General features: G+C 32.1%; 13 protein-coding genes. 5 read left to right on the top strand and 8 right to left on the bottom strand.

Annotated elements, in window-relative coordinates:
- A complete protein-coding gene (cobN, locus tag DPIF8902391_RS02065) occupies nt 1-3,759 on the top strand; it encodes a cobaltochelatase subunit CobN (protein WP_172504899.1) in 3,759 nt (1,252 codons plus the stop codon).
- A 334-nt stretch (nt 3,760-4,093) separates the two neighbouring features.
- Here cobN and sucD read toward each other — a convergent pair whose 3' ends face one another.
- From sucD to DPIF8902391_RS02030, 7 genes are all read right to left on the bottom strand, one after another.
- Nucleotides 4,094-4,981, bottom strand: a complete 888-nt coding sequence (gene sucD / locus DPIF8902391_RS02060; RefSeq protein ID WP_058884846.1) for a succinate--CoA ligase subunit alpha — start codon at nt 4,979-4,981, stop codon at nt 4,094-4,096.
- Between the two features lie 61 nt (nt 4,982-5,042).
- Nucleotides 5,043-5,969: a UDP-3-O-(3-hydroxymyristoyl)glucosamine N-acyltransferase gene (locus DPIF8902391_RS02055; protein WP_172504898.1), complete on the bottom strand. Its 927-nt coding sequence runs from the start codon at nt 5,967-5,969 to the stop codon at nt 5,043-5,045.
- Nucleotides 5,970-6,005: 36 nt separating this feature from the next.
- Entirely contained in the window at nt 6,006-6,572 is a 567-nt protein-coding gene (gene efp / locus DPIF8902391_RS02050; RefSeq protein WP_172504897.1) for an elongation factor P, read from the bottom strand.
- Nucleotides 6,573-6,620: 48 nt separating this feature from the next.
- Nucleotides 6,621-7,406 carry an acyl-ACP--UDP-N-acetylglucosamine O-acyltransferase gene (lpxA, locus tag DPIF8902391_RS02045; RefSeq protein WP_058884843.1) on the bottom strand — a complete coding sequence of 262 codons (786 nt, stop codon included), beginning with the start codon at nt 7,404-7,406 and terminating at the stop codon, nt 6,621-6,623.
- Between the two features lie 4 nt (nt 7,407-7,410).
- Nucleotides 7,411-8,802: a bifunctional UDP-3-O-[3-hydroxymyristoyl] N-acetylglucosamine deacetylase/3-hydroxyacyl-ACP dehydratase gene (locus DPIF8902391_RS02040; protein WP_058884842.1), complete on the bottom strand. Its 1,392-nt coding sequence runs from the start codon at nt 8,800-8,802 to the stop codon at nt 7,411-7,413.
- Nucleotides 8,795-9,835, bottom strand: coding sequence for a UDP-3-O-(3-hydroxymyristoyl)glucosamine N-acyltransferase (gene lpxD / locus DPIF8902391_RS02035; protein ID WP_172504896.1), 1,041 nt, complete (start codon nt 9,833-9,835; stop codon nt 8,795-8,797). Before lpxD ends, DPIF8902391_RS02040 begins: the two co-directional genes overlap by 8 nt.
- Nucleotides 9,836-9,891: 56 nt before the next feature.
- Nucleotides 9,892-11,130, bottom strand: a complete 1,239-nt coding sequence (locus DPIF8902391_RS02030; protein WP_172504895.1) for an HD domain-containing protein — start codon at nt 11,128-11,130, stop codon at nt 9,892-9,894.
- A 159-nt stretch (nt 11,131-11,289) separates the two neighbouring features.
- Between DPIF8902391_RS02030 and porX the strand changes: the two genes are divergently transcribed.
- From porX to DPIF8902391_RS02010, 4 genes are all read left to right on the top strand, one after another.
- Complete coding sequence (gene porX, locus DPIF8902391_RS02025; protein ID WP_101956256.1) at nt 11,290-12,846, top strand: T9SS response regulator signal transducer PorX; 1,557 nt, start codon at nt 11,290-11,292, stop codon at nt 12,844-12,846.
- A gap of 229 nt (nt 12,847-13,075) precedes the next feature.
- Entirely contained in the window at nt 13,076-13,495 is a 420-nt protein-coding gene (tsaE, locus tag DPIF8902391_RS02020) for a tRNA (adenosine(37)-N6)-threonylcarbamoyltransferase complex ATPase subunit type 1 TsaE (RefSeq protein ID WP_058884838.1), read from the top strand.
- Complete coding sequence (locus DPIF8902391_RS02015; RefSeq protein ID WP_058884837.1) at nt 13,495-14,691, top strand: alanine dehydrogenase; 1,197 nt, start codon at nt 13,495-13,497, stop codon at nt 14,689-14,691. Before tsaE ends, DPIF8902391_RS02015 begins: the two co-directional genes overlap by 1 nt.
- Nucleotides 14,692-14,729: 38 nt before the next feature.
- Entirely contained in the window at nt 14,730-15,110 is a 381-nt protein-coding gene (locus DPIF8902391_RS02010; RefSeq protein WP_058884836.1) for a DUF4258 domain-containing protein, read from the top strand.
- 472 nt (nt 15,111-15,582) lie between these two features.
- On the opposite strand, the gene DPIF8902391_RS02005 is transcribed toward DPIF8902391_RS02010, so the two are convergent.
- The gene (locus DPIF8902391_RS02005; RefSeq protein ID WP_058884835.1) at nt 15,583-17,781 is read right to left on the bottom strand and encodes an ATP-dependent DNA helicase RecQ; all 2,199 of its coding nucleotides are present in this window, start codon (nt 17,779-17,781) and stop codon (nt 15,583-15,585) included.
- Nucleotides 17,782-17,824: the final 43 nt, after the last annotated feature.

The raw sequence follows: 17,824 nt of genomic DNA, 5'->3' as shown, positions 1-17,824 counted from the left end.
GTGCATTTAATATCTACCATACCAGGAGGCTGGAATCCTAATGATGAAGGAGTGTTTTACATCGACCAATCTCCAGGAGATATTGTTTTTTTATCTTCTGCAGATTCTGATTTATTTATGATGAATAATGCCTACAAATTAATACATAATTCTGTAGAAAAAACGCCTTCTTTCAGGTTTGCCAACCTTAGTTATTTTAAGCAAGAATTAACTATTGATACCTATGTTGATGAAGTTATTGCTACCGCAAAAATTGTGGTACTTAAACTTTTAGGAGGAAAAGCATATTACAATTATCTCTGTGAAGCTGTAACTGAATGTTGTGAAGAAAATAATATTCAGTTACTGTTTTTACCTGGTGATAACAAGCCAGATTTAGAGTTGATGCAATCGTCAAATATTCCTTTAAAAGATGTGGATATTATTTGGAAATACATTCAATCTGGAGGTATTGAAAATTGTCAATCGGCATTGCAATTAATTAGCAATCGAATTACTGATGCAAAAGTAATTCCGAATGCAATTAAAACGATTCCTGATTTATTTTTATATCATCCAAAAGAAGGAATTTATACTACTTTAAAAGCCAAAAGCACCAAAAAAAAAGCCATCATTTTTGGATATCGAAGCTACTATTTATCTAATAATTTAGCTCCTATCCACAGTATTATTGATTCCTTAGAAGCTGAAGGGATTTCAGCTACCGCATTAATGGCAGCAGGATATCGAGAACAAGATATTCAACAACAAATTTTTGATTTACTTAAATCACATCACATAGAAAAACCGCAAGTTATTATAAATACAACTGGTTTTAGTGTGCAAGGATTTCATGATACTACGCAAAGTTTGTTTGATGTTTTTAACGTTCCTGTTATTCAGGCAATCATGGGAAGTTGCAACAAAGAAAGCTGGTTAGAAGGTAATTTTGGCTTACCTCCTACTGATATTGCCATGAATATTGCCTTGCCAGAAGTTGATGGAAAAATTATATCAAAAGTTATTTCATTTAAAGAATCGATTGAAAAAGATGCTCTAACCGATTCGGAAGTCGTTTCTTATGTTCCAAATATTGAAGGTTGTGAATTTGTTGCTAAAATGGCAAAAAATTGGATAAATCTTCAAAATAAAAATAATTCTGATAAAAAAATAGCCTTAGTTTTACCTAATTATCCGAATAAAAATAGTCGTTTAGCAAACGGTGTTGGTTTAGATACACCACAAAGTACCTTGCAAATATTAGCTAAATTATCCGAAGAAAATTATAGTTTATCAGATGATTTTCCAATAACAACAAATCAACTTATAGATAAATTAACAAACGCTGTAACCAACGATTTAGAAACAATAAATAGCTTAAACGAACGACAAACAATTAAGTTAGATGCCGCTATTTTTTATAAATACTACCATCAATTATCCGCAGAACTTCGTGAAAAAGTAGAAAAACAATGGGGAAATCCTGAAAAATCTCCTAATTATAAAGAAGATTCTCAAAATGGTTATTTTTTAATCCCAGGATTTCTTTCTGATAATATATTTATTAGTATTCAGCCAAGTAGAGGTTATAATTTAGATTTACAAGCAAGTTATCATTCGCCCGATTTACCGCCACCACATGCTTATTTGGCGTATTATATTTGGCTACAACACAGCTTTAATGCGGATGCTTTAGTGCATATTGGTAAACATGGAAATTTAGAATGGTTGCCGGGAAAAAGTGTCGCTTTGAGCAAAGAAACTTGTTTTCCTGCGGCAATTCTAGGAGCAATTCCTCATTTTTATCCTTTTATTATTAATGATCCTGGTGAAGGAACACAAGCCAAAAGAAGAAATCAAGCCGTTATTTTAGACCATTTAATTCCGCCAATGACACGGGCAGAAAATTATGGCGATTTACTAAAACTAGAGCTTTTAATTGATGAATTTTATGAATCGGCTTTAGTTGATACAAAACGTGCTTCGCTGATTAAAACTAAAATTGAAAACTTAGTAAATGAAACGCATCTTAAATCAGATTTAAATCAAGATGGAAAAGATATTGATGCCTTATTAGAAGTTATTGACGGTTATTTATGTGAATTAAAAGAATCGCAAATTAGAGGTGGTTTACATATTTTAGGAAAATTACCAAGACAAGAAAAATTAGTCGATTTAATTGTTGCCTTACATCGCTTACCTCAAGGAAATTTAAAAGGAATTACACAATGTTTATCCGAAGATTTACAACTTAATTTTGATCCTATAAATGTTGTTTATTCGGATATTTTTGACAAAAATATTTTCGGAATTCATTGTCGAACTTTCGGACAAGCTGTTGAATTGTTAGAAAATAAAGCCAAAAACATCGTAAATCAATTATTAAATAACAAAGAAATTGAAAATATTGGCGATTATACAACAGAAATAATCACTTATATAAACCAACATACATTACCTGTTTTACACAAAACAAATACTGAAATAACCCATTTAATTAAAGGCTTAAACGGACACTATATTCCTGCGGGAGGTTCTGGTGCGCCAACAAGAGGACGCATCGATATTTTACCTACTGGAAGAAATTTTTATTCTGTTGATGTTCGAACTGTTCCGTCTGAAACTGCGTATCAAATAGGACAAAAAAGTGCGCAAAATATTATTGATCGCTATTTACAAGAAAACGGCGAATATCCTACTTCTATCGGTTTATCGGTTTGGGGAACTTCTACCATGCGAACTAGTGGCGATGATATTGCACAAGCTTTGGCGTTAATCGGTGTAAAACCCGTTTGGCAAGGAAGTAATCGAAGAGTTAAAGATTTTAAAGTGCTTTCTACTTTAGAATTGAAAAGACCTAGAGTTGATGTAATGTTACGTATTTCTGGTTTTTTTAGAGATGCTTTTCCTGATTTAATTTCGCTGTTTAATTCGGCTATTGAAAAAGTAGCTTCTTTGGATGAAACAGCGGAACAAAACCCTATAAAAAAACGTTTTGAACAAGAAAAACAACAATGGCAAGAAGAAGGCTTAGATGAAAAACAAGCCAATGAAAGAGCTTTATATCGAGTTTTTGGTTCAAAACCTGGTGCTTATGGAGCTGGTTTACAAGGTTTAATTGATGGTAAAAACTGGACTACTTCGGATGATTTAGCAAACGCTTATATTAATTGGAGTGGTTACGCATATTCAGGTAAAAATAACAGTGGAAAATCGGCACATGAAACCTTTAAAAAACGATTATCGAATATTGAAGTTGTCATGCAAAATCAAGATAATAGAGAACATGATATTTTAGATTCTGATGATTATTATCAGTTTCAAGGAGGAATGACGGCTGCTGTAAATACCATAAAAGGATCGCAACCTGAAACTTATTTTGGTGATCATTCTCGCCCTGATAATCCGAAGGTAAAATCTTTAAAAGAAGAATTATTAAAAGTATTTCGATCTCGAGTTGTAAACCCGAAATGGATGCAAGGTATGCAAGAACACGGCTATAAAGGCGCTTTTGAAATGGCTGCTACCATGGATTATTTATTTGCTTATGATGCTACAACGAATTTAATTGAAGATTTTATGTATCAGCAAATTACAGAAAAATATTTGTTTGATGATGATAATAAAGCTTTTATCGAAGAACATAATCCTTGGGCTTTAAAAGATATGTCGGAACGTATGTTGGAAGCAATTCAAAGAGGTTTATGGGAAAATCCATCCGAAGAAACTATAGAAGAATTAAAAGAAATTTATAAAAATGCCGATGCTATAACGGAGTAAATTGTTTTTAAAATTAGTAGAAAACAAGAATCCGTCAACCTGAATTTAGTTCAGGTTATCAGCCTGATTTGCCGCAGTTTTTTTATGGTTTTTGTCAATTCGAGTGATTTTAATGACTAAAAGGAATTAAAATAGTATCGAGAATTTGAATTATTTGGATGCTAAAAAAGTTCTCGATACTATTTTTTGAAGGAAAAAATCACTCGAACTGACAGTTCTTTTTATAGTAAAACTAGTATCTAATAAAAATTAAAAAAGCTGTTAAAAAACATAAAAATCCGTTGAATTTAAATTCAACGGATTTTTTAGATATATTGTTTGTCTAGTTTAAAAACTATACTAAAACATCTTTTAATACTTTTGCAACCATTTCACCAATTTTAGCTGGAGAATCTACAACGTGTACTCCATTTTCAGCTAAAATTTTCATTTTTGCTTGTGCAGTATCATCATCACCACCTACAATTGCACCTGCATGTCCCATTGTTCTACCAGCTGGTGCAGTTTGACCTGCGATAAAACCAATAACTGGCTTACGGTTACCATCTGCTTTAATCCAACGAGCAGCTTCTGCTTCTAAGTTACCACCGATTTCACCAATCATAACGATTGCTTCTGTTTCATCGTCATTCATTAATAACTCAACAGCTTCTTTTGTAGTAGTTCCAATAATTGGATCTCCACCAATACCGATTGCAGTTGTAATTCCGTATCCTTGTTTTACAACTTGATCAGCCGCTTCATACGTTAAAGTTCCTGACTTAGAAACGATTCCAACTTTTCCTTTTTTGAAGATAAAACCTGGCATAATACCAACTTTTGCTTCATCTGGAGTAATTACCCCTGGACAGTTAGGACCTACTAATCTACAATCATCTAATTGATCGATATAAGACTTTACTTTTACCATATCAGCTGTAGGAATTCCTTCGGTAATACAAATGATTACTTTAATTCCTGCTTCAGCAGATTCCATAATAGCATCAGCAGCAAATGCTGGTGGTACAAAAATAATAGAAGTATCTGCTCCTACTTTTTGTACAGCTTCGTCAACCGTATTAAAAACTGGTTTACCTATGTGCTCTTGTCCTCCTTTACCTGGTGTTACACCTCCTACGACGTTTGTTCCGTAATCGATCATTTGACCAGCGTGAAAAGTACCTTCACTTCCTGTAAAACCTTGAACTATAATTTTTGAATCTTTATTTACTAAAACACTCATGGTATATTTTTTTTATTTAAGCTTTACAAAAATAGTTTTTTGTAATTGATTTGTGAAACTTTTATTTCTTTTTTTGTTCTTTTAAAAAGCGTTTTATTTCTGCTAATTCTTTTAGCTTATTTCTCGATTCTGAAACAGGTGTTCCAAAATACGATTTACCGCCTTCTACTGATTTTGTAACACCTGTTTGCCCAAGTATTACAGCTCCTTTACCTATGGTAATTCCGCTATTTGTACCTACTTGTCCCCAAATAGTTACCTCATCTTCAATAATAACACACCCTGCAATTCCTGTTTGCGATGCGATTAAACATTTTTTACCAATAACCGTATCATGACCAACATGTACTTGATTGTCAATTTTAGTTCCTGCGCCAATAGTGGTATTTCCTGTAACTCCTTTATCAATAGTACAAGAAGCACCTAAATCGACATTATCTTCTAAAACAACTTTTCCTCCTGATAACAATTTATCAAAACCTTCTGCTCTATTTTTATAATAAAAAGCATCAGCTCCTAAAACAGTATTTGCATGAATGGTAACATTATTACCGATAACAGTATCGCTATAAATAGTAACATTAGGATGAATCAAACAATTTTTACCGATAAGAACATCATCGCCTATAAAAACATTTGGTTGAATAATAGTATTTTCTCCTATAATAGCGCTTTCAGAAATACGTTCTTTCGATGCTATAAACGGATTAAAATGTTTGGTTATTTTATTAAAATCAGCAAACGGATCATCGGAAATTAACAATGTTTTTCCTACTGGGCAATCCACTTTTTTATTGATTAAAACGGTAGTTGCTGCCGATTTTAATGCCTTTTCATAATATTTAGGATGATCAACAAAAACAATATCGCCAGGTGTTACCACATGAATTTCATTGATTCCTTTTATAGGGAAATTTTCATCTCCTACAAATGCTACGTCTAATAAAGTAGCTATTTGCTTTAAAGTTTGTATATTTTTAAATTTCATTCTAAAAAAGAAATTCCCACCGAAGTGGGAATAAATTTATGCTTTAACACGTTCTTGATACGTTCCTTTGGTAGTTTCTACCTTAATTTTATCGCCTTCGTTGATAAATAATGGCACATTTACAATTGCTCCTGACTCAACCGTTGCTGGTTTTGTTGCATTTGTAGCGGTATTTCCTTTTACTCCTGGTTCAGTATGGGTAACTTCTAAAATTACACTTGCTGGCATATCTACTGATAATGGCATATCATCCTCAGAATTGATAATAATAGTAACTACCTCTCCTTCTTTCATTAATTCAGGTGCATCTAAAGCACTTTTTTCTAAGGTAATTTGAGTATAATCTTCTTGATTCATAAAGTGAAACGTTTCACCTTCTTTATATAAATATTGAAATTTATGCGTTTCAACTCTAACGTCGTCAAGTTTTCTTCCTGAAGGAAAGGTATTATCAACAACCTTACCGTTGGTTACACTTTTTAATTTTGTTCTTACAAATGCGGGTCCTTTTCCTGGTTTTACATGTAAAAATTCAATGATTTTATAAATATCGTTGTTGTATCTGATACATAATCCGTTCTTAATATCTGATGTTGTAGCCATTGTGTAATGTATTAATATAAACTGCTAATTACAGTTTAATTTTTATAATTAATTTGATTTAAAATATCCTTTCATAATTCCACGGTGCGAATTTTTTATAAATTGAATAATTTCATCGCGTTCTGAAGTTGCCTCCATTTCAGCTTCTATAATATCAATCGCTTGTGAATTATTAAAGTTTTGTTGAAATAAGATTCTAAATATATCTTGAATTTCTCTAATTTTTTCGATAGAATACCCTCGTCTGCGTAAACCGACAGAATTTATTCCTACATATGATAACGGCTCACGAGCTGCTTTTACATACGGCGGTACATCTTTACGAACTAAAGAACCTCCTGTTACAAATGCGTGATTTCCTATTGATGCAAATTGATGTACAGCAACCATACCTGCTAACACCACGTTACTTCCAACGGTTACATGCCCTGCTAAGGTAGTATTGTTTGAAAAAATACAATTTTCACCAACAAAACAATCGTGTGCAATATGACAATATGCCATTATTAAACAATTGTCTCCAATTACAGTTTTCATTCTATCTGACGTTCCTCTATTGATAGTAACACACTCTCTAATGGTTACGTTATCACCAATTACAACAGTTGTTTCCTCGTCATCAAACTTTAAATCTTGAGGAATTGCTGATATTACAGCACCTGGGAAAATTCTACAGTTTTTACCTATACGCGCTCCTTCCATAATAGTAACATTTGAACCGATCCAAGTTCCTGAGCCGATTTCGACATTAGAATGTATGGTGGTAAATGGTTCTATTACTACATTTCTAGCAATTTTTGCTTGGGGATGTACGTATGCTAGTGGTTGATTCATAAAACTATTGTTTTTTTGCTATTTGCGCCATTAATTCAGCTTCTACAACAACTTTGTTATTTGCGTATCCAAAAGCTTTCATATGACAAATACCTCTTCTTATAGGAGTTATTAATTCACATTTAAATGTTAAAGTATCTCCTGGAAGTACTTTTTGTTTAAATTTAACTTTATCCATTTTCATGAAATAGGTTAAATAATTTTCAGGGTCTGGTACGGTATTTAATACTAAAACACCACCACATTGCGCCATTGCTTCTACTTGTAAAACTCCCGGCATTACAGGTGCTCCTGGAAAATGACCTGTAAAAAAAGGTTCATTCATCGTTACATTTTTCATCCCTACAACGTGCGTATCTGATAACTCTAAAATACGGTCTATCAATAAAAACGGCGGTCTGTGAGGTAAAATATCCATTATTTGATGAATATCCATTAATGGAGGGCTATTCAAATCATATTGAGGAACATTGTTACGTTTCTCTAATTTAATAATTTTTGCTAATTTTTTGGCAAACATTGTATTTACCAAATGCCCTGGTTTATTAGCAATAATTCTACCTTTTATACGTGTACCAACTAAGGCTAAATCACCAATTACATCTAGTAATTTATGACGAGCTGCTTCGTTTTCCCAATGCAATTCTAAGTTATTTAAAACGCCATTAGGTTGAATTTTAATCTCTTCTTTATTAAACGCTTTCTTTAATTTTTCGGTAGTATTTGCTGATAATTCTTTATCAACATACACAATGGCGTTGTTTAAATCGCCTCCTTTAATTAAGTTATTATCTAATAACATTTCAATTTCATGTAAAAAACTAAACGTTCTTGCTTGTGAAATTTCTTTTTTAAACTCAGAAATTGTATTTAAAGTCGCATTTTGAGTTCCTAAAACTTTAGTATCAAAATTGACCATGGCGGTTACTTGATACTCATCGGCAGGCATTAAAATAATTTCACTACCTGTTTCTTCGTCTTTATAGGTGATAATCTCTTTAACTACATACTCTTCTACTTCGGCATCTTGTGATACAATAATAGCGTCCTCTAATGCTTTTACAAAATATTTTGAAGAACCATCCATAATTGGAAGTTCAGAAGCATTCAATTCGATAATTAAATTATCTATTTCTAAACCAACCACGGCAGCTAAAATATGCTCTGGAGTTTGAATTTTTACGCCTTTACATTCTAAATTTGTTCCTCTTTGTGTGTCGGTTACAAATTCTGCTTTTGCCTGAATTGTTGGAGCACCTTCTAAATCGACCCTTGTAAAAGAGAATCCATGATTTACCGGAGCTGGTTTTAAAACCATTGTTACTTCATTTCCTGTATGCAGTCCTACACCAGTTAATGTAATTTCGTTCTGTATTGTTTTTTGTTGCTTACTCATTTTTTATTTTTTGAGCATTTAACTCTTTTTCTATTTTATCTATTTTTGATGCTAGCTTTGGTAAATTTTTAAAGTAAACGTATGATTTATTATAGGCGTTATAACCAAAAGCTGGCGTTCCTTGCACTACATCTTTATCTTTTAAACTTTTACCAATTCCTGATTTTGCTTGTATGCGTACATTATTACCAATACTAATATGCCCTACAATACCTACTTGACCACCAATCATACAATTTTCACCAATTTTTGCAGAACCTGCAATACCTGTTTGCGAAGCTATTACGGTATTTTCACCAATTTCAACATTATGAGCAACCTGTATTTGGTTGTCTAGCTTTACGCCTTTATGTATAATTGTCGATCCTAAAGTAGCTCTATCAATGGTCGCATTAGCGCCGATATCAACATGATCTTCTATAATAACATTTCCTATTTGAGGAACTGCTTTATATTCGCCACTTTCAGTAGGTGCAAACCCGAAACCATCAGAACCAATAACACAGCCTGAATGAATTTTACAATTCTTACCAATTTGGGTTTCTGAATAAATTTTTACACCAGCAAAAATAGTGGTGTTATCGCCAATTTTAACATTGTCACCAATATATGAATTCGGATAAATTTTTACATTTTCACCCAATACAACATGCTCGCCAATATACGCAAATGCGCCAATATATTCTTGCTTACCTACCAATGCTGAATCAGCTATAAAATGCGGGTTTTCACGCCCTTGTTTATTGTTTTTTACTTCATTGTAAAATTCTAATAATTGAGAAAATGACGCATAGGCATCCGTTACTTTTATTAACGTTGCTTGCACCTGTTTTTCTGGTTCAAAAGACTTATTTACAATTACTACAGATGCTTTTGTAGTATATATATAAGTGTTATATTTAGAATTAGACAAAAAACTTAATGACCCTGTTGTACCTTCTTCTATTTTAGATAATTTAGAAACTTCTGCATTGGCATTACCAACAATTTCTCCCTCTAAAATGTCTGCTATTTGTTTTGCTGTAAATTTCATTGGCTGCAAAAGTAATTATTTTTGTTTAATTACCTCTTATTAGACGTGTTTAACAATTAAACTAATTGTGTTTTTTTAGGATAACATATATAATGTTTAATAACAGGCTTGGTTAACGCTTTCAAATTTAATTGATCAGACGCTTTAGCGATGTCTTTCAGTTTTCCTTTTTTTGTGTAAATTTTAATTGGATTTTTAGTAATATATGCCTGATGTTTAATTTTATTAGACAATACAAAATAATTTAAATCAGCAATCTTTATATCGGTGTTTTCTAAAACTTTTTTATGAATCTTAGCAAGATAATCATCATCAAACGGTTCTTTCTGAATTTCTATTTTTAATAAATTTCTACGAATAATCATTTTTGATAAACAAGAAAGCACAAAATCGCTGTGATGTACCCATTCTTTTATTGCCCACATTACATCATAATCGTCTAATTCAGCAAATATATCTAAAGTCTCTTTTGTAAAATTAGCTTGGGTAATTGGATTGTATAAAAAATGCTTCAAGGCTTTTCCCGCAGGTAAATCAATACCTTTACTAGCAAGTTCTTTGGCTCTTTTTAATACATTTACCAGCGTGTTTTCGACAACCAAACCTGTTTTATGCAAATACACTTGCCAATACATTAAACGACGAGCAATAATAAATTGTTCTACCGAATAAATTCCTTTTTCTTCAATTACTAATTGATCTTTTACCACGTTCATCATGGCTATTAACCTGTCAGATGAAATATTCCCCTCAGTAACTCCTGTATAAAAACTATCTCTTTTTAAATAATCTAACCGATCAATATCTAATTGACTCGATATTAATTGATATAAGAATTTTCGAGGATATTTTCCTTCAAAAATTTGAATAGCCAAACTTAGCTTGCCTCCAAACTCATCATTTAAAGCTTTCATAAATTTCAGTGAAATTTCTTCATGAGAAACACCACTAACAATACTATGTTCTAAAGCGTGTGAAAAAGCCCCATGACCAATATCATGCAATAAAATAGCTACATATAAGGCATTTGCTTCATCATCAGAAATAGCAACTTCTTTATTTCTTAAAACATGTACTGCTTTTTGCATTAGGTGCATGCAACCAATTGCATGATGAAAACGGGTATGATTTGCCCCAGGATACACCATATTAGACAATCCCATTTGAGAAACCCTTCTTAAACGTTGAAAATAAGGATGCTCAATAATATCAAATATTAAGGTATTAGGAATGGTTATAAATCCATAAATAGGATCGTTTATAATTTTTAATTTATTCAGTTTTCTATTTTTCAAAATCTATAAATACTTCAATTTCTAACAAAATAATCATATTTTATCAACAAAACCAAATAAACAAAGGCTTTATTAACTTATTTTTAGCCATTACAAACACAACAAATCCGTTTTTAAACGTTATTTTTAACTATTCTTTAAAAGTAAATTCAAAATTATATGAAAAACATAGAGATCCTTTGGGTTGATGATGAAATCGATTTATTAAAGCCACATATTTTATTTTTAGAAAAGAAAAACTATTTGGTAACTACAGCAACCAATGGTGCTGATGCTATTGATTTGGTAAGTGAACATAATTTTGATATCGTTTTTTTAGATGAAAATATGCCTGGAATAACTGGCTTAGAAACCTTGGCTTTAATCAAACAAAAAAACGCCAATCTTCCGGTGGTAATGATTACCAAAAGCGAAGAAGAAACCATAATGGAAGAAGCTATCGGCTCTAAAATTGCCGATTATTTAATAAAACCCGTTAATCCGAACCAAATATTATTAAGTTTAAAAAAGAATTTAGATCATTCTCGATTAATTTCAGAAAAAACGACGGCTAATTATCAGCAAGAGTTTAGAAAAATCTCTATGGATTTAGCCATGGTAAATTCACATCAAGAATGGGTTGATTTATATAAAAAACTAGTGCACTGGGAATTAGAATTAGAGCATATTAACGATGCCGGAATGCTTTCCATTTTAGAATCTCAAAAAGCAGAAGCAAATTCTCAGTTCTTTAAATTTATCAAAAAAAATTACCAGCAATGGCTTACTAGTTACGACAAACCTACTTTTTCACATACCTTATTTAAAGATTTTGTTGTACCTGAACTTCCTACAAAAGAAGGTGAAAAAGGAGTTTTATTAGTTGTTTTAGACAACCTTCGCTACGACCAATACCGTGTTTTAGAACCTTTTATAAACACCTATTATAAAAAAGAAGAAGAACATTCGTATTACAGTATTTTACCCACTGCTACGCAGTATGCTCGTAACGCCATTTTTTCGGGATTAATGCCTTTAGAAATGGAAAAAAAACATCCTGATTTGTGGAAAAATGATACCGATCAAGGCGGGAAAAACTTATATGAACCTGATTTTTTAGAAGCACAAATAAAAAGATTAAACTTACATATTAAGCACGAGTATTATAAAATTGTATCGCTTAAAAGCGGAAAAGAATTAGCAGACAATTACAATGGCACCAAACAAAACGATTTAACGGTTATTGTATATAATTTTGTTGATATGTTGTCGCATGCTAAAACAGAAATGGAAGTGATTAAAGAACTTGCCGGTGATGACAAAGCTTACCGATCATTAACTGTTAGCTGGTTTAAAAATTCGCCATTGTATGAAATTATCAAAAAAGCTAAAAAATTAGGGCAGAAATTAATTATAACCACCGATCATGGTACAATTAATGCCAAAAACCCAACAAAAGTTGTTGGTGATAAAAATATTAGTGCCAACTTACGCTATAAAACAGGTAGAAGTTTAAGTTATCAGGAAAAAGATGTATTTGCTGTTCAAAATCCGAAGGATATATTTTTGCCAAGCGTAGCGATAAATAGCCCGTTTATTTTTGCCAAAGAAGATTTGTTTTTTGCCTATCCGAACAACTACAATCACTTTGTGAAGTACTTTAAAAACACTTATCAACACGGAGGAATATCGTTAGAGGAAGTGATTATACCTTGTGCTATTTATAGCCCTAAATAATGCTACAACTAGCCATTAAAATAAACTTAATAAAACGAAATAATTTTAATTTGTAGAAATTTAGTAAAGATGCCTAGCCCCGATTGAAGCAATTGTTTGAGCTCCTTTTTATTTTTCTTTAAAAAATAAAAAGAGCGAGTGCGGAAAGCGGGAAATAGCTTCAAATTATTTTTATACAAATTTTAAAACTTACTAACATAGTATTTAACTCTTCATTATTTTTGCAACTATGAACAAAAATTACTCTTTAAACGAACTGGCTCAAATAGCGGAAGAAATTATTAAAAATGCACCACATAAAGTGTTGCTTTTTCATGGTGATATGGGCGTTGGTAAAACTACTTTAATAAAAGAAATCTGTGAAAAATTAGGCGTTGATGATGTTGCTCACTCGCCCACTTTTTCATTAGTAAACCAATACCAAACAAAAAATAACGATACGGTATATCATTTTGATTTTTATCGTATTGAACAAGAAGAAGAGGCCTACGACATGGGTATTGAAGAATATTTATACAGTAATGATTGGTGTTTAATTGAATGGCCAGAAAATGTTAAAAATTTACTACCTTTAGATGCTGTTGCCATTAACATTACTCTTTTAGAAAATGGACAACGAAATATTCAATTAAAAACGAACAAACTATAATGAGCCTTATATCCCCTTTTACCAAAGAGCAATTAATGCCACAACCTGAAATGCTTGAAATAAAAAAGCAGAAAGGGGAACTATTTATAGGGGTGCCTAAAGAAACCCATTTTGAAGAAAAACGCATTTGCTTAACTCCTGATGCTGTTGCCGCTTTGGTTTGTCAAGGACACCGAGTTGTAATTGAAACTGGCGCTGGCGATGGCGCTAATTATAGCGATCATTTATATGCTGAAGCAGGGGCGAAAATTTCCTATAATATTAAAGAAGCTTTTTCATGTGCTATTGTTTTAAAAGTAGCACCGCCTTCTTTAGATGAAATAAAAATGTTACATCCGCAAGCTATTTTAATTTCTACATTACAATTAAAAACACGCACTAAAAAATATTTTGAAGCGCTTTCAAAAAAACGAATTACCGCCATCGCTTTTGATTATATGAAAGATGAGCAAGGATTACACCCTATTTTAAAATCGTTAAGTGAAATTGCAGGAATTGCTTCCATTCATATTGCGGCAGAATTAATGACAACATCTAACGGCGGAAACGGACTTTTATTAGGAAACATAAGCGGTGTTCCTCCTACAAATGTTGTTATTTTAGGAGCGGGTACTGTTGGTGAATTTGCCACAAGATCGGCAATTGGTTTAGGTGCTCGAATAAAAGTTTTTGATAATTCTATCAGTAAACTTAGGCATTTACAACACAGTGTGCAATCGCCTATTTATACCTCAACGATTCAGCCTAAAAGCTTACAAAAAGCTTTAATGCGTTGCGATGTAGTGATTGCAGCTCTTAGAGGAAAAGACCGATCGCCTATTATTGCGACAGAAAGTATGGTTGAAAAAATGAAAGACGGTGCCGTTATTGTCGATGTAAGTATTGATCGTGGCGGATGTTTTGAAACTTCAAAAATAACCACCCATAGCAAGCCAACTTTTACAAAACATGGAGTAATTCATTACTGTGTACCTAATATTCCTTCAAGATATGCCCGAACAGCATCGGTATCTATTAGTAATATTTTTATGCCATATTTATTAAGTATTGCTGAAGAGGGAGGTTTTGAAAATGCCACTCGCTACAATAAAAGCTTGCGAAATAGCATGTATTTTTACCATGGAATTGCCACTAACAAAACCGTATCAGATTGGTTTGACTTGCCTTATAGAGATATTAATTTATTAATTTTATAAGCTGATTTTACGTACTTTTGCCATCATAAAAATTTACTATGAACTTATTAAAACGTTTTGGATATTACGCAATCGGATTAGGCTTCGGATCTTTAGTCGTATTTTTTATATGGAAAGGTAAAGAGGTTTCTTTTGATTACGGAATGGACGCTCGTACTTTAAAAACAATTCGCGTTAGAGAACGCTTATTTTCAGCACAAGCAAAACAAGTTTTAGCCACTACAAATATTGACAGCGCTACAATTGCGAACATTTTTAAAAATGGCGATGTTAATTTTGGTAAAAGCAAACCCCGCTTAAAACCCTGCCCTGAATATTTTATCACAGGAAAAGACAGCTTAAAAAATATTGATTTGTATGTAATTAGATGCAAATCAACAACGACTATTGATAAAATAACTATACATAAAAAAGAATAATAATTTTATTATTATTTGAAATTTATCTGAAAAATAATTGATGATGACGAATAAGCAAAATAAGTGAAAGGATTGCTGCTTCATTAATATTAATCAGTGTTCTATTTGATCTTCAAGATTGGAATTATGGTAAAATATTTTTACTAGTTGGGCTTATTTTAGGAGGAAGCGCGGTCTTTTATCAAAATTTTATAATGAAAGAATAATATAGAAGCGCTGTCAGTTCGAATGATTTTTTTTCCTTCAAAAAATGGTATCGAGAACTTTTTTATGATAAAAAAAGAGACACGGCAAATTAAAAGAATGCGAACCTGAAATAAATTCAGGTTGACCGATGCTATTTCTGTGATATTTTTTTAAATAAAATTTAAACAGACTCTTAGTGATACTAAAGCACAAAAAAGAACCTAATATTTAAATATTAGGTTCTTTTTTTATTTTTAAATCAATTCAATCCCTTAAAACTGAATTTTTAATTTGCAATTTCACTAGTAAATTTAATACGCATTAATCGCAATTCATCTTCATCATAATCACCGTCAAATTCATCTAAAGCATCTTGAATTTTATCCGATTCCGATTCCATGAAATAATCGTGTATTTCTTCCTGCTGATCTTCGTCTAATAAATCTTCAACAGCATAATCAATATTTAATTTTGTTCCAGAAAAAACAATCGCTTCCATTTCTTTAATCAGCTCGTTCATAGCCAATCCTTTTGATTTTGAAATATCTTCTAAAGGTAATTTTCTATCGGTATTTTGAATGATAAATAATTTTAACCCTGAATTTACGCCCGTACTTTTAACGATTAAATCATCAGGACGCATAATTTCATTTTCGGCTACATAATTTGTAATCAGCTTTACAAAATCTTTACCAAATTTTCTAGATTTTCCTTCTCCAACACCATGAACTTTAGATAATTCTTCTAAATTTATAGGGTATTTCAATGCCATATCTTCTAAGGAAGGATCTTGAAAAACAGCATAAGGAGGAACCCCTAAACGCTTTCCAACGCTTTTTCGTAACTCTTTTAGCATTTTTACCAATTTAGCATCTACAGCTCCTGTTGCTGCTTTTGTTGTTGATATGATAATTCCATCATCATCGGTAGCGTACACGTGATTTTCGGTCATCATAAATGAACTAGGATTTTCTATAAACTGCCTTCCTTTTTCTGTCAACTTTAAAACACCGTACTGTTCAATTTCTTTCTTAATTAAATCAACCACTAATATTTGACGAATTAACGCCATCCAGTAATGATTATCTTTATCTTTTCCAATTCCGAAAAAAGGCTGTGCCGTTGTTTTATGTGATTTTAACAAGGCATTTTCAGCACCAATAATCGTATTAACTACTTCTTTTGGCTTATACATTTCGTTGGTATCTCTAATTACCGACAATAATGTTTTTACCTCATCTTTAGCTTCGTTTTGTTTTTTAGGATTTTTCATGTTATCATCTAACATAGCTCCTTCGCCATTTACTTCGTCAAATTCTTCTCCAAAATAATGAAGAATATATTTACGTCTGTTCATTGAAGTTTCAGCATATCCTACAACTTCTTGTAAAAGCGCATGCCCAACTTCCTGTTCGGCAACAGGCTTGTTAGCCATGAATTTCTCTAATTTTTCAATATCTTTATAAGAGTAAAAAGTTAAGCAATATCCTTCGCCACCATCACGCCCTGCTCTACCAGTTTCTTGATAATAACTCTCTAAACTTTTAGGAATATCATGGTGAATTACATAGCGTACATCGGGCTTATCTATTCCCATACCAAAGGCTATTGTAGCTACGATAACATCACAATCTTCCATCAAAAACATATCTTGATGTCTTGCTCTTTTCTTAGCATCTAGCCCCGCATGATACGGAAGTGCATTGATACCGTTTACCTGTAATACTTGCGCAATTTCCTCTACTTTTTTACGACTTAAACAGTATATAATACCTGTTTTCCCCATTCGTTGCTTTATAAAACGAATGATATCTTTTTCAATATCTTTTGTTTTTGGGCATACTTCGTAAAACAAATTTGGTCTATTAAAAGATGCTTTAAATACATTGGCATCACTCATCCCTAATGTTTTCAAAATATCTTCCTGTACTTTTTCGGTAGCAGTTGCTGTTAAACCAATAATTGGCACATTATCAATTTGTTTAATAATGTTACGCAAATTTCTGTATTCTGGTCTAAAATCATGCCCCCACTCAGAAATACAATGCGCTTCATCAATAGCAACAAAAGAAATATTTTGCCCTCTTAAAAAAGTAGCATACTCTTCTTTTACTAATGATTCAGGCGCTACATATAATAACTTGGTAATTCCTGATTCAATATCCGATTTTACCTGCGCAATTTCTGCTTTATTTAAAGATGAATTTAACACATGTGCAATTCCGTGCTCTTCCGAAATACCTCTAATAGCATCTACCTGATTTTTCATCAAAGCTATTAATGGCGATACAACAATCGCTGTACCTTCCTTCATCAATGCAGGCAACTGGTAACAAAGAGATTTCCCTCCACCAGTTGGCATTATTACAAATGTGTTTTCGTTGTTTAAAATACTTTTTACAACAACCTCTTGTAAACCTTTAAATTGGTCAAAACCAAATATTTTCTTTAATGATCCGTATAACTCCGTCTCCTCTATATTCATCCTCTAATATCAAAAAATTAAAAACTTAAACCAATTTACAAAA

The organism is Tenacibaculum finnmarkense genomovar ulcerans, assembly GCF_900239495.1.
Classification (GTDB): Bacteria; Bacteroidota; Bacteroidia; order Flavobacteriales; family Flavobacteriaceae; genus Polaribacter; species Polaribacter ulcerans.
The sequence above is the reverse complement of the archived record's forward strand: the minus strand, read 5'-3'. Positions and strand labels throughout refer to the sequence as shown.